Origin of the sequence: Flavobacterium agricola (genome assembly GCF_025919725.1) — a bacterium.
GTDB lineage: Bacteria > Bacteroidota > Bacteroidia > Flavobacteriales > Flavobacteriaceae > Flavobacterium > Flavobacterium agricola.
Map to the genome: position 1 here is coordinate 1,231,659 of NZ_CP081495.1, position 13,188 is coordinate 1,244,846.

The 13,188-nt window shown below is 30.8% G+C and carries 14 protein-coding genes and 2 pseudogenes; 5 read left to right on the forward strand and 11 right to left on the reverse strand.

The window, feature by feature from the left end:
• From K5I29_RS06150 to ribA, 11 genes and pseudogenes are all read right to left on the reverse strand, one after another.
• Entirely contained in the window at positions 1–414 is a 414-nt protein-coding gene (locus tag K5I29_RS06150; RefSeq protein WP_264435021.1) for a YeeE/YedE family protein, read from the reverse strand.
• 6 nt (positions 415–420) lie between these two features.
• The gene (locus tag K5I29_RS06155; protein ID WP_264435022.1) at positions 421–969 is read right to left on the reverse strand and encodes a YeeE/YedE family protein; all 549 of its coding nucleotides are present in this window, start codon (positions 967–969) and stop codon (positions 421–423) included.
• Between the two features lie 299 nt (positions 970–1,268).
• Positions 1,269–1,883, reverse strand: coding sequence for a bifunctional phosphoribosyl-AMP cyclohydrolase/phosphoribosyl-ATP diphosphatase HisIE (gene hisIE / locus K5I29_RS06160; protein ID WP_264435023.1), 615 nt, complete (start codon positions 1,881–1,883; stop codon positions 1,269–1,271).
• Positions 1,880–2,631: pseudogene (gene hisF / locus K5I29_RS06165) on the reverse strand (imidazole glycerol phosphate synthase subunit HisF). Before hisF ends, hisIE begins: the two are co-directional and overlap by 4 nt.
• Before the next feature lies 1 nt (position 2,632).
• Positions 2,633–3,346, reverse strand: coding sequence for a 1-(5-phosphoribosyl)-5-[(5-phosphoribosylamino)methylideneamino]imidazole-4-carboxamide isomerase (hisA, locus tag K5I29_RS06170; protein ID WP_264435024.1), 714 nt, complete (start codon positions 3,344–3,346; stop codon positions 2,633–2,635).
• Entirely contained in the window at positions 3,343–3,921 is a 579-nt protein-coding gene (gene hisH / locus K5I29_RS06175) for an imidazole glycerol phosphate synthase subunit HisH (RefSeq protein WP_264435025.1), read from the reverse strand. The genes hisA and hisH overlap by 4 nt, the downstream gene beginning before the upstream one ends.
• A complete protein-coding gene (gene hisB / locus K5I29_RS06180) occupies positions 3,921–5,054 on the reverse strand; it encodes a bifunctional histidinol-phosphatase/imidazoleglycerol-phosphate dehydratase HisB (protein WP_264435026.1) in 1,134 nt (377 codons plus the stop codon). The genes hisH and hisB overlap by 1 nt, the downstream gene beginning before the upstream one ends.
• Positions 5,051–6,103, reverse strand: coding sequence for a histidinol-phosphate transaminase (hisC, locus tag K5I29_RS06185; protein ID WP_264435027.1), 1,053 nt, complete (start codon positions 6,101–6,103; stop codon positions 5,051–5,053). The genes hisB and hisC overlap by 4 nt, the downstream gene beginning before the upstream one ends.
• Positions 6,100–7,386 carry a histidinol dehydrogenase gene (gene hisD, locus K5I29_RS06190; RefSeq protein ID WP_264435029.1) on the reverse strand — a complete coding sequence of 429 codons (1,287 nt, stop codon included), beginning with the start codon at positions 7,384–7,386 and terminating at the stop codon, positions 6,100–6,102. Before hisD ends, hisC begins: the two co-directional genes overlap by 4 nt.
• 1 nt (position 7,387) lies before the next feature.
• The gene (gene hisG / locus K5I29_RS06195) at positions 7,388–8,245 is read right to left on the reverse strand and encodes an ATP phosphoribosyltransferase (protein ID WP_264435030.1); all 858 of its coding nucleotides are present in this window, start codon (positions 8,243–8,245) and stop codon (positions 7,388–7,390) included.
• A gap of 286 nt (positions 8,246–8,531) precedes the next feature.
• A complete protein-coding gene (gene ribA, locus K5I29_RS06200) occupies positions 8,532–9,281 on the reverse strand; it encodes a GTP cyclohydrolase II (protein WP_317134305.1) in 750 nt (249 codons plus the stop codon).
• 14 nt (positions 9,282–9,295) lie between these two features.
• On the opposite strand from ribA, the gene K5I29_RS06205 reads away from it, so the two are divergent.
• The 5 genes and pseudogenes from K5I29_RS06205 to K5I29_RS06225 form a co-directional block, all read left to right on the forward strand.
• Positions 9,296–9,949: a MarR family winged helix-turn-helix transcriptional regulator gene (locus tag K5I29_RS06205; protein ID WP_264435031.1), complete on the forward strand. Its 654-nt coding sequence runs from the start codon at positions 9,296–9,298 to the stop codon at positions 9,947–9,949.
• The gene (locus K5I29_RS06210) at positions 9,942–11,411 is read left to right on the forward strand and encodes a phytoene desaturase family protein (protein WP_264435032.1); all 1,470 of its coding nucleotides are present in this window, start codon (positions 9,942–9,944) and stop codon (positions 11,409–11,411) included. The genes K5I29_RS06205 and K5I29_RS06210 overlap by 8 nt, the downstream gene beginning before the upstream one ends.
• Before the next feature lie 7 nt (positions 11,412–11,418).
• Positions 11,419–12,255 carry a phytoene/squalene synthase family protein gene (locus K5I29_RS06215; RefSeq protein ID WP_264435033.1) on the forward strand — a complete coding sequence of 279 codons (837 nt, stop codon included), beginning with the start codon at positions 11,419–11,421 and terminating at the stop codon, positions 12,253–12,255.
• Positions 12,256–12,483: 228 nt separating this feature from the next.
• On the forward strand, positions 12,484–12,933 hold the full coding sequence (locus K5I29_RS06220) for a sterol desaturase family protein (protein WP_264435034.1): 450 nt from the start codon (positions 12,484–12,486) through the stop codon (positions 12,931–12,933).
• Between the two features lie 3 nt (positions 12,934–12,936).
• Positions 12,937–13,161: pseudogene (locus tag K5I29_RS06225) on the forward strand (lycopene cyclase domain-containing protein); the annotation flags it as partial.
• Between the last annotated feature and the right edge of the window lie 27 nt (positions 13,162–13,188).

Below are 13,188 nucleotides of genomic sequence, written 5' to 3' on the forward strand. Positions count from 1 at the left end.
TTAATGAGGTAACTTATCTCTTAAAATTCCATACAACCACGTACCAGTTAACGCAGCTAAAAGTACAATAATTATAGAATAAGTTCCTGCACCTAAAAGTACAAAAATAGGACCAGGACAAGCTCCAATAAGTGCCCAACCAAGGCCGAAAGAAATACCTCCAAATAAATAACGACTAACTGATTTATCTTTAGGTTGAATTATGATATTCTTGCCATCGACATCTTTTGCACTTTTGCGTTTGATAATTTGTGTACCGATAACTCCTATTATCAATGCAGAGCCCATAAAACCATACATATAAAATGATTGGAACTGAAACATCTCAACTATTCTAAACCAAGAGGCCGTCTCTGCTTTATACATGGTGATACCAAATAATACACCTAAAACAATATAAATTAAACTTCTCATAACTATCTAAAAAATTAAAGGGAATAAAAAATGAACCATAACCAAGCCACCAATAAAAAATCCAATCACAGCAATTAGGGAAGGTAATTGTAAATTACTTAAGCCTGAAATTGCATGACCTGAAGTGCAACCTCCTGCATAACGAGTTCCAAATCCTATCAGTAATCCACCAACAATTAAAAGCAATAAATTTTTAATATTCATAGTTTCAAATATTTCTATTGGATTGTATGATTTACCAACACTTTCAAAACCCAAATTTTGTAAATATTGCGTTGTAAAAGTAGAAATTTCTGGAATCTGATTTTCTGATAATACATTTGCCGCTAAATAACCACCAAAAATAGTACCTACTAAGAATAGTAAATTCCACTTTTGTAATTTCCAATTGAAGTCAAAGAATGAACAATTTTTTCCGGCTCCCATAGCCGCACAAAGTGTTCTGAAATTTGAAGAAAAACCAAAGCTTTTACCTAAATAAATCAATGCAATCATGATGAATGCAATGATTGGCCCTCCTACAAACCAAGGCCATGTACCTAATATCCAATTCATAGTTTTAAATTTTACTATGCAAATTTGAATCAATTATTTTTAACAATACGTAACATTTGTTACACATATAATAACCATCAGTACATTAAAAATGTTAGAATAGTTATTTACAAAATTTCTAAGCACTATTTAAAAAAATAGTTATAAAAGTTAATAATACAAATATCCCCATGGGTATAAGAATATTTTTCACACTTAGTATGTATAGGTATGTATGTTGTCAAAAGAATTGAGACACTTTGTAAAAAATTAAGAGAGTGTTTTTTTATAATACGTGTTTGAATTAATTTACCTCAGCACTAATTACAAGCTCTTCGGGGAGCATTTTCTCTTGTTTTTAAAACGTTTTCTACATCCTCTAATTTAAATCCTTTTGCTTTTAAAAGTATTAAATAGTGATACATTAAATCAGCTGCTTCACCTAAAAATAAATCACTGTTATTATCTTTGGCCTCAATCACAATTTCTACCGCCTCTTCTCCAACTTTTTGTGCAACCTTATTGATTCCTTTATTAAATAATTTATAGGTATAAGATTCTTTATTATCCCCAAAATCAATTCTATCATTAATTGTTTGTTCTAATTCGTATACAAAACCACGGTTTGAAATTTCCTTAAAACAGGTTGTTGAACCTGTGTGACATGTTGGTCCAAATGGTTTTGCCTTAATTAAAACCGTATCGTTGTCACAATCAATTGCAATCGATTTTACTTCTAAAAAATTTCCTGATTCTTCGCCTTTAGTCCATAACCTGTTTTTTGAACGAGAATAAAAAGTTACCTTTCCTAGCTTTTGCGTTTTATTAAAGGCTTCTTCGTTCATATAACCTAACATTAATACCTGATTGTTTAGGTAATTTTGTATGATAACCGGAACTAATCCGTCGTTACTTTTTGTAAAATTAATGTTCATCGTATCGGAATGTTTTGTTGTTTTAAATAGTCTTTTAGCGTTGGAATTGGAATTTCACCAAAATGAAAAATACTAGCCGCCAATCCGCCACTTGCTTTTGTTTTTGTAAAAACATCTACAAAATCTTTCATTGCTCCTGCTCCTCCCGATGCTATTACCGGAAGGTTTACAGCATCAGCAACAGCTTTTGTAATATCGATATTAAAACCAGTTTTTGTTCCATCGCCATCCATTGATGTTAATAAAATTTCACCAGCTCCTAATTCTTCCACTTTCTTTACCCAATCTAAAGTTTTCCATTCGGTTTCAATGTTCCCGCCGTTTACAAACACCTTTTGAATTCCGTTTACGTCGCGCGTATCAACAGCAACAACTACACATTGAGATCCGAAACGAGCCGCCAAATCTGCAATTAATTGTGGATTTTTAACCGCAGAAGAATTTACCGAAACTTTATCTGCACCAGCTTGAATAACCGTCGAAGCATCTTCAACCGAATTAATTCCGCCACCAACTGTAAAAGGAATATTAATTGCTGCCGCTATTTTATTGACCATTTCGGCTAAAGTTTTACGCTTTTCAATAGTTGCAGTAATATCCAGAAAGACCAATTCATCAGCTCCTTCTTCTACATATTTTTTTGCCAATTCTACAGGATCTCCGCATCGCGTAAACCAATAAAATTAACGCCTTTTACCGTTCTTCCATCTTTGATATCTAAACAAGGAATGATTCTTTTCTTCAACATATTAGTACAATTGCTTTAAATCTTTTAATTGAATACGTCCTTCGTAAATTGCTTTTCCAAGAATTGCACCTTCGCAACCTAATTCCTTTACTTTAATTAAATCATCGATTGAAGAAACACCGCCAGAAGCGATCAGTTTTACGTTAGTAGCAGCTAAAATTTGGGCATACAATTCGTTTGATGTTCCTTGTAACATGCCATCTTTTGCAATGTCTGTACAAATTACATATTCAATCCCTTGGGCTTTGTATTCTTGAATAAAATCAATTACATCTAATTCCGACGTTTTTAACCAACCGTGTGTAGCAATTTTACGATCTTTGGCATCTGCTCCTAAAATAATTTTATTGTTTCCGTATGTATTAATCCATTCTAGAAATAAAGTTGGATTTTTAACGGCAATACTTCCACCAGTAATTTGGTTTGCCCCACATTCAAAAGCAATTTTAACATCATTATTTGCTTTAATTCCGCCGCCAAAATCAACTTTTAAATTGGTCTTAGATGCAATTAGTTCTAAGGTTTTGTAATTGATAATTTGTTTCGATTTTGCTCCATCTAAATCCACTAAATGCAAATATTCGATGCCGTAATCTTCAAATTCTTTGGCAACTTCTAATGGGTTTTCATTATATATTTTTTTGGTATCGTAATCGCCTTGAGATAATCGAACACATTTTCCGTCTATAATATCTATTGCAGGGATGATTCTCATAATGCTAAAAAGTTTTTAAGGATTTGCTCTCCAATTCCGGCTGATTTTTCTGGATGGAATTGCGTTGCATAAAAATTATCTTTGTTTAAAGCAGCTGAATATTCTAAAATATAGCTGGTTTTCGCAATTGTAAATTCTGAATTTTCACAATAAAAACTGTGTACATAATAAATGTCTGAGTTTTCATCAATCTCATCAAACAAATGCGATTTAAAATCATAAATGGTATTCCACCCTATATGTGGAACAATTTCTGTTGACGGAAACAATTTTACTTGGATAGGGAAAATACCTAAACAATCGGTATTCCCCTCTTCCGAATAGGAACACATGAGTTGCTGCCCTAAACAAATGCCTAAAACCGGTTGTTTTAAATTTTTAATAACTTCATCTAAACCTTTCTTTTTTAAATAGGTCATTGCAGAACTTGCTTCTCCAACACCGGGAAAAATGACTTTATCTGCAGTTTGTATGGTTTCAAAATCATCTGTAATTACCGCTTCGTAACCCAAACGGGTTATTGCATTGTAAACTGATTTTACATTCCCTGCGTTATATTTTACAATAGCAATCATTACAACATTCCTTTGGTTGATGGTAAAATCATCTTTTCTGGGTCACGCTTTACCGCAACTTTGATTGCTTTTGCAAAAGCTTTAAATATTGCTTCAATTTTGTGGTGCTCGTTTATACCTTCTGCTTTGATATTTAAGTTTGCTTTTGCTCCATCTGTAAACGATTTAAAGAAGTGATAAAACATTTCTGTTGGCATTTGACCAATCATTTCGCGTTTAAAATCAGCTTCCCAAACCAACCAATTTCTTCCACCAAAATCAATCGTAACTTGCGCTAAACAATCGTCCATTGGTAAAGCAAATCCGTAACGTTCAATTCCTAATTTATTTCCTAATGCTAATGCAAAAACTTCACCTAAAGCAATTGCAGTATCTTCAATCGTATGGTGTTCGTCCACTTCTAAATCGCCATCTACTTTAATTACTAAATCCATTTGCCCGTGACGCGCAATTTGATCTAACATGTGATCGAAAAAGTGAATTCCCGTAGAAATATCTGATTTTCCGGTTCCGTCTATGTTTAAGTCGATTTTAATTTTAGTTTCGTTGGTATTACGAACGATAGAAGCTGTACGGTTTTGAAGCTTTAAAAATTCGTAAATTGCTTTCCACGAAGTTGTTTTTAAAACAATGGTTTCATATAATCCTTCGTTATTTTTAATTTCATCAGCACCTAAAGCTTCATTATTAGATATAAAAATTCCTTTTCCGCCCAAATTATGAGCTAATTTTACATCTGTAATACGATCGCCAATCACAAATGAATTTGCTAAATCGTACGCTGGATTATTGATGTACTTTGCTAATAACGCTGTTCCAGGTTTACGTGTTGGTGCATTTTCATGAGCAAAAGTTTTATCGATATAAACATCTTCAAATTTCACTCCTTCGTTTTCAAATGCCTTTATCACAAAATTTTGAATAGGCCAGAATAATTCTTCAGGATTTGCAGGCGTTCCTAAACCGTCTTGGTTGGTTACCATAACTAACTCATAATCCAATTCGTTTGCTATTTTACCTAAGTAAGTAAATGCTTCTGGATAAAATTCTAATTTTAAAAAGCTGTCTACCTGAAAATCTGCCGGCTCTAAAATCATTGTTCCATCTCTATCTATAAAAAGTACGCGTTTCAAAATTGTAATGTTTTTAGGGTTTGTATTAATTTCTGATTTTCCTGTTCCGTTCCAACAGTTATGCGTAAGCAATTTTCACATAAATCATCGTTGTTTCGGTTGCGGATGACGATTCCTTTTTCAACTAATTGCTTGTAACGTTTATTCGCATCATCAACTTTAATTAAAATAAAATTGGCATCGCTTGGATAGATTTTCTTAACAAAATAAATTTCAGTTAATGCTTGTTCAAGAACTTCCTTTTGTTGAATAATTCTATTTGTAGCTGCTACAACGTTATCGTAATCACTTAAAACCTCAATCGCTTTTAGTTGCGTTAACTGATTGATGTTATATGGTGGTTTAATTTTATTTAAAACAGCTACAATATTTTGTGATGCATATAAAATTCCTAATCGAATTCCGGCCAAACCAACAGCTTTAGATAAGGTTTGTGTAACAATTACATTTGGGTAATTGTTAATTTCTTCAATCCAAGATGATTCAGTAGCAAAATCAATATAAGCTTCGTCAATTATCACTAAACCAGTAAACCGATTGACTATTTTTAAAATCGCATCTTTTTTGATGATTTGTCCTGTAGGATTATTAGGAGAACACAAGAAAATCATCTTAGTTTTTTCATCAATTTTCGAGAAAACATCTTCAAGATTTGGTTGAAAATCTGTTTGGTTTAATAATGATTTGCGATATTCTATCGCATTTAAATTGGCTAAAACCTCGTACATGCCGTATGAAGGTGAAATTGCAATTACGTTATCCAGATTAGGTTCACAAAAGGCACGAAAAATTAAATCCAATACCTCATCACTGCCGTTTCCTAATAAAATTTGAATTGCAGAAAAATTTTTAATCTCACTTAAAATAGATTTCACATTATGCTGTAAAGGATCGGGGTAACGATTTAAGCCGTTGTTAAACGGATTTTCGTTAGCATCTAAGAAAATGTAATCGGCATTTATTTCTTGATATTCGTCACGTGCCGATGAATATGCTTTCATGGCTTTTACGTTGCGACGAATAATACTATCTAAATTAAATTTGTTCATTGTTTTAAATCGTTTAAACGTAATGTTACAGCGTTTTTGTGAGCAAATAACTCTTCGGCTTCGGCCATTAATTCGATAGCAGGACCGATGTTTTGAATTCCTTCTGCAGAAATTTTTTGAAAAGTGATTTTTTTTATAAAACTATCTAAAGAAACACCTGAATAATTTTTTGCATATCCGTTTGTTGGCAGTGTGTGATTGGTTCCTGAGGCATAATCTCCAGCCGATTCACACGAATAGTTTCCTAAGAAAACTGAACCTGCATTGATGATTTTTGGAATAAAATCTTCTGCCTTTTCACATGCAAAAATTAAATGTTCTGGAGCATATAAATTAGAAAAAGCAATACATTCTTGAATCGAATTTAAAACAATTCCTCTTGAGTTTTCTAATGCTTTTCTAGCTAATTCAGCACGTGGTAAAACTGTTAATTGCGTATTTATTTCTGTAATTATTTCTTTTATCGTCTTTTCACACGTTGTTAATAAAATCACTTGTGAATCAATTCCGTGTTCAGCTTGAGATAATAAATCGGCAGCTACGTATTTAGGAACTGATGTTTTGTCTGCAATAACTAAAACTTCACTAGGTCCAGCTGGCATATCAATAGCTACTCCAAAGTTTTGTGCCACTTGCTTTGCAGCAGTTACATACTGGTTTCCTGGACCAAAAATCTTGTCAACTTTTTGTATGGTTTCTGTTCCAAATGTTAAGGCTCCAATAGCTTGTATTCCACCAACCTTATAAATTTTTTTTATCCCGATTAAATTCGCCGTATACAAAATTGTTGGATGAATTTTTCCTTCTTTATTTGGAGGTGTACACAAAATAGTATTAACGCATCCGGCCAATTTTGCAGGTATTCCCAACATTAAAGTTGTAGAGAATAAAGGTGCTGTTCCGCCAGGAATGTAAATACCAACATTTTCAATTCCGCGAAATTCTCTCCAACAACTCACTCCTTTTGTTGTTTCAATAACCTGGACCTGTTCTTGTTGTACTGCGTGAAATTTTTCAATGTTTGAAGCTGCTAATTGAATAGCTTCTTTTAATTCATCTGATATTAAAGCTTTTGCTTCTTCAATTTCTTGGCTAGAAACTTCTAAAGATTTTAATTTAACTTTATCAAAATGCTCGGTAAAGTCAATTAATGCTTGATCTTTATCAATTTTGATTCTAGCAAAAACATCTAAAACAGTTTTTTGTAAATCTTGAGCTTCTTTAGTTGGCCGAGAAGTTAAACCGTGCCATTCAGAAAATTGTGGGTTTATGTATGTTTTCATCTTACAAAATAATTTTTTCAATTGGTACCACTAAAATACCTTCGGCACCGGCATCTTTAAGTTCTTCAATAATGTCCCAAAACTTATCTTCATTAATTACTGAGTGTAAACTACTCCAACCTTGTTCTGCAAGCGGCATCACTGTTGGTGATTTTAAAACCGGAAGAATACTGCTAATAACTTCAATTTTCTCGTTAGGAACATTCATTAAAATATATTTTGATTTGCGAGCTTTTAAAACTGATTCGATTCTGAATTGTAGTTTCGCTAAAATTGAAGCTTTATCTGATTTTAAATGAGGTGATGAAACTAAAACAGCTTCACTTTTAAGAATCACTTCAAACTCTTTTAAATTGTTTTTAAACAAGGTATTTCCGGACGAAACAATATCAACAATAGCATCAGAAAGTCCGATGTTTGGAGCAATTTCAACAGAACCAGAAATCTCGTGAATTTCGATATTAATGTTTTTAGATTTGAAGAAGTTTAAAACAGTGTTTGGATAGGAAGTTGCTATCTTTTTGTTTTTAAAATCTGTTAATGTTAAAAATTGTGACGATTTAGGAACCGCAACTGATAAACGACATTTAGAAAACCCTAGTTTTTGAAGGGTTGATAACGTTATTTCGTTTTCAATTAGTAAATTTTCACCAACAATGGCACAATCTACAACTCCATCTTTTACATATTGAGGAATATCAGAGTTTCTCAGAAAGAAAATTTCTAGAGGAAAATTACGAGCTTGAACGCGAAGCTGATCGATTCCATTGTCTATAGAAATCCCACAATCTTTAAGTAATTTAAGACTATCTTCGTTTAAACGCCCTGATTTTTGAATGGCTATTTTTAATGTATTCATAAGATTTTTTTTACAATGAGCACATCAAAAAAGCTAAAAAAAGAAAACCCGTTTGATGTACTCAAACGGGTTTAATAAAATTTATATATGGTTCACTTACCTATACAACATTATCTTCTCGCTTGAGCGTGAATATGATAATGATGATGTAATTGATTTAAAAACATTTTTTCTTTTTATGAGTGTAAAATTAATACTTTATTTCTTAACTAAAAGTTAAATTATTTAAACTGCTGAAAAAGTTGTCACTTTCAATATATAACGTAACAATGTCATGCTTTAAAAGCTAAAATTCTTTTAATAAATGTCCAAAATATTCTCTTTTTTTATCCAAGTAGCTTTTATTAACTTCATTTGGCTTAATCTCTAAAGGAACTCTACCATTTAACTGAATACCGCTGTTTTTTAAACAATTAATTTTATCCGGATTATTTGTAATTAAATTTATTGCTTTTATATCTAAAACTTTAAGCACCTCAATTGCATCATCAAAAGTTCTTGCATCATCAGGGAAACCTAACATTAGGTTAGCTTCCACAGTATCAAATCCTTTTTCCTGTAAAGCGTAAGCTTTTAATTTGTTAATTATACCAATATTTCTTCCTTCTTGACGCAAGTATATAATAATACCTCCATGTTTAGAAACATATTCCATTGCAACCGAAAGCTGCTGACCGCATTCACATTTTTTTGAATGAAAAACCTCACCAGTTATGCACTCAGAATGAAATCTTACATTTACAGGTTTAGCAAAATCAGTACCTAGTGCAACCCAAACCAAATGAGGATTCCAATCATCTTCAGAATCAGAAAAAGCGTAAACAGTAAAAACACCATAATCAGTAGGAATATCAGACCTAGCCTGTATTTGTAGCATAATTTTAATTTTTAAAAATAAATATAGTACAAATATATACTTTTTTAAAAACAAAAAAGTATATATTTGTACTATTAAAATAGCGTTATAATTAACTATAATATTATTAAATGATTTTGTTAATCCAAATATTAAGGTAACAGCTATAAAAACTTTCATACCCTATTAGATTTATGAAATACGAATTGATAAAAGATGTGCTTGATTTAGTAGCACAGTTTGAAATAGAAAAACCAAATAATAAATCGGTTGATGATTTTAAAAAATGGATTTCAGCTTCTTGTAACGAAAATATTAAACAAGTAGAACCCTATTGGGAAGGGAAAGAAAATGGTAGAAGTGCTGAAAGTGTAATAAATACTTTGCTAGTCCATTTAAATAGGTATGCAAAAAACTATTCTAAATCAGCCATATTCAATTCGAACTTTTCAACTCAAGAAGATTTTATTTACTTAATAACCCTAAAAGCCTTTGGAGAAATGTCTAAAATGGAATTAATTAAAAAAAATGTTCATGAAAAAACAACAGGCATGCAGATTATAAATAGATTAATTGCTAATGACTGGATTGAACAATACGATTCTATAATTGATAGAAGAAGTAAATTAATTAAAATTACCCAAAAAGGCCTTGATGATTTAGAAAAACAAATGAGTAGAATAAGAATTGCTACTCAAGTAGTTGCAGGTGATTTAGATAATAACGAAAAAATGCAACTCATTCACCTTTTAAATAAGCTAAATAATTTTCATTTAAACATCTACGAAAAAAATATAGACACCGAAAATCTATTAAACGAAGTATTAAAAACAAAAAATAATGCATAAAAAAGTAGCTGTAATAGGATCTGGATTTTCAGGAATTTCTGCAAGTGCGTATTTAGGTAAAATGGGGTATGAAGTACATGTTTTTGAAAAACACGATCAACCTGGAGGCAGAGCTAGGCAATTTAAAACAGATTCAGGCTTTACATTTGATATGGGCCCAAGTTGGTATTGGATGCCAGATATTATTGAAAACTTTTTTAATGACTTTGGATATAAAAGTAAGGATTTTTATGAATTAGTTGCTTTAAACCCACAGTTTGAAATGATCTTTGCAGATGCAAAATTAAATGTTCCTCAAAGTTATGAAGAGCTTAAGAATGTTTTTGAAAGCTTAGAAAAAGGAAGCGCTAAAAAATTGGATGCCTTTATGCTGGATGCAAAGTATAAATATCAAGTTGGAATGCAAGAATTTGTTAACAAACCTTCTATAAACTGGCTTGAATATGTATCACCAAAAATTGCAAAAAGTGCTTTAAAACTGGATTTATTATCAAACTTTAGAGATTTTGTGGCTAAATATTTTAAAAACAAAAAGTTACAAGTCCTAATGGAGTTTCCGGTAATTTTTTTAGGAGCTTCACCAAAAAACATTCCAGCTTTATATAGTTTAATGAATTACGGGGGCTATGCGCTTGGCACTTTTTACCCTCAGGGTGGCTTTTACCAGTTAGTTTTAGCAATGAAAAAAATAGCTGAAGAAAACGGTGTTAAATTTCACTTTAACCAAAATGTTACAGAAATAAAAGTTGAAAATAAACGTGCAACAGCTATAAAAGTTAATAATACAGAATTATTTTTTGATTATATAGTTGGTTCATCAGATTATCATCATACAGAAACTTTATTAGAAAAAAAATATAGAAACTACACAGAAAGCTATTGGAGTTCTAAAACTTTTGCACCTTCTTGTTTAATTTATTATATAGGAATAAATCAAAAAATTCCAAAATTAAAGCATCATACTTTATTTTTTGAAAACGAGTTAGATAATCATATTGATACCATTTATACAAATAAAAAATGGCCAGAAAAACCTCTTTTTTATGTTTGCTGCCCGTCAAAAACAGATCCAAATGTAGCGCCTAAAGAAAATGAAAATTTATTTTTTTTAATGCCTTTAGCTATCGGACTAAATGATACTGAAGAAACACGTGAAAAATATTTTAACTTAATGATTAGCCGATTAGAAAACTTGACAAAAGTTTCTGATTTAAAGTCTAAAATAATATATAAAAAAAGCTATTGTGTATCAGATTTTATAAGTGATTACAATGCATATGGTGGTAATGCTTATGGCTTGGCAAACACTTTAAAGCAAACTGCCGTTCTAAAGCCCAAAATAATTAATAAAAAAGTAAAAAACCTGTATTATACTGGTCAATTAACAGTACCTGGACCTGGAGTTCCGCCATCAATTATTTCAGGTAAAATTGTAGCAAATCAAATTTATAAGCAAAAGTAAAAGTACTATGAAAAAGTTATTTGATGAATTGTCATATTCGGTTAGTAAAATTACTACACAAAAATATAGTACTAGTTTTTCTCTTGGCATTTTAGCCTTAAAACCAAATATTCGCAATGCTATTTATTCTATATATGGTTATGTTAGGTTAGCAGATGAAATTGTTGATAGCTTTCATGGGTATAATAAAGAAAAACTATTAAGCAGACTAAAAAAAGAAACAGAACATGCTATTGAAGAAAAAATTTCTTTAAACCCAATATTGCAATCTTTTCAAGAAACTGTAAATAAGTATCAAATTGATTATGCTTTAATAAATCAGTTTCTTCATAGTATGGAAATGGATTTAAACAAAATAGAATATAATTCTGAACTTTACAAAGAATATATTTTTGGCTCTGCTGAAGTTGTTGGACTAATGTGTCTGCAGGTTTTTGTTGAAGGAGATAAAAATCAATATCAAGAGTTAAAGCCATATGCTATGAAGTTAGGATCTGCATTTCAAAAAATAAATTTTTTAAGGGATTTGAAAGAAGATTACCAACTTTTAGGAAGATCCTATTTTCCAAACTTAAATATGGCGGTTTTTGATAATTCTGTAAAGTATAAAATAGAAAGAGAAATTGAAGATGAATTTAATGAGGCACTTATCGGAATAAAAAAACTCCCAAACTCCTCTAGATTCGGTGTTTATTTAGCATACAAATACTACATTTCGCTGTTCAATAAAATAAAGAAAAAAACATCCAATCAAATTCTTAATCAAAGAACAAGAGTTCCAAATTTTATAAAAATATTTGTAGCTTTTAAAAGTTACGTGCGTTACAAAACTGCTTTTTTATAATTTTATTATTTTAATATGTAGATAATTTGAGATATACACAAGTCTTATATAAAAGCACTGTAAAACCCAATTATGCTATCTAACAACAAAGAATACAGAAAAACAAAATTCAAATTTATTTATAAGTTTTGTTAATAAAATTACTGCGAACTTAAATAAAGCATTAAAAATCAATCTATAAAACTATCTGACAAAAAAATGACTAATATTTTAAATATATAATTTACAATGAATTTTATTATTGTTCTGTCCACTTTTATACTAATGGAAGCTACTACATGGGTAGTACATAAATATATTATGCATGGCTTTTTGTGGTTTTTACATAAAGATCACCATGATCATACAAATGAAGGAAAGATAGAAAAAAACGATTATTTTTTTGTGATTTTTGCAATTCCTACGATAGCATTAATGTATATAGGTTCATTAAATAACTTTAACTACATCTTCTTTATTGGACTTGGCATCATGTTTTATGGTATGGCCTATTTTTTTGTACATGATATCTTTATCCATCAACGCATAAAAATTTTAACAAAAACTAAATCACCTTATTTTATGGCCATGAGAAGAGCTCATAAACAACATCATAAACACGTAACTAAACACCATGGTGAATGTTTTGGTTTTTTATACGTACCTAAAAAATTTATAAAAATGTACACAAAAAAATAACTTATGGTAACCTATACATATTTACTTATTCTTTTTCTTACAGTAATTATCTGTTTCGTAGCCTCGTTTGACAAGCGTTTACAATTTAACAAGTACTTTTTACCTTTTTTTAAGGCTGTATTTTTAGTCTCAATTCCTTTTATTGCCTGGGATATTTGGTTTACAAGTAATGGGGTTTGGTGGTTTAATACAACATACACCTTGGGGATTTTAATAGCAGGCTTACCAATAGAAGAATGGTTGTTTTTTATATGC

Excerpts from the sequence above, each read along its gene's own strand:
- K5I29_RS06150 (WP_264435021.1), bottom strand. The coding sequence starts at position 414 with ATGAGAAGTTTAATTTATATTGTTTTAGGTGTATTATTTGGTATCACC.
- K5I29_RS06155 (WP_264435022.1), bottom strand. The coding sequence starts at position 969 with ATGAATTGGATATTAGGTACATGGCCTTGGTTTGTAGGAGGGCCAATC.
- hisIE (WP_264435023.1), bottom strand. The coding sequence starts at position 1,883 with ATGAACATTAATTTTACAAAAAGTAACGACGGATTAGTTCCGGTTATC.
- hisA (WP_264435024.1), bottom strand. The coding sequence starts at position 3,346 with ATGAGAATCATCCCTGCAATAGATATTATAGACGGAAAATGTGTTCGA.
- hisH (WP_264435025.1), bottom strand. The coding sequence starts at position 3,921 with ATGATTGCTATTGTAAAATATAACGCAGGGAATGTAAAATCAGTTTAC.
- hisC (WP_264435027.1), bottom strand. The coding sequence starts at position 6,103 with ATGAACAAATTTAATTTAGATAGTATTATTCGTCGCAACGTAAAAGCC.
- hisD (WP_264435029.1), bottom strand. The coding sequence starts at position 7,386 with ATGAAAACATACATAAACCCACAATTTTCTGAATGGCACGGTTTAACT.
- hisG (WP_264435030.1), bottom strand. The coding sequence starts at position 8,245 with ATGAATACATTAAAAATAGCCATTCAAAAATCAGGGCGTTTAAACGAA.
- ribA (WP_317134305.1), bottom strand. The coding sequence starts at position 9,281 with ATGAAAGTTTTTATAGCTGTTACCTTAATATTTGGATTAACAAAATCA.
- K5I29_RS06205 (WP_264435031.1), top strand. The coding sequence starts at position 9,296 with ATGAAATACGAATTGATAAAAGATGTGCTTGATTTAGTAGCACAGTTT.
- K5I29_RS06210 (WP_264435032.1), top strand. The coding sequence starts at position 9,942 with ATGCATAAAAAAGTAGCTGTAATAGGATCTGGATTTTCAGGAATTTCT.
- K5I29_RS06215 (WP_264435033.1), top strand. The coding sequence starts at position 11,419 with ATGAAAAAGTTATTTGATGAATTGTCATATTCGGTTAGTAAAATTACT.
- K5I29_RS06220 (WP_264435034.1), top strand. The coding sequence starts at position 12,484 with ATGAATTTTATTATTGTTCTGTCCACTTTTATACTAATGGAAGCTACT.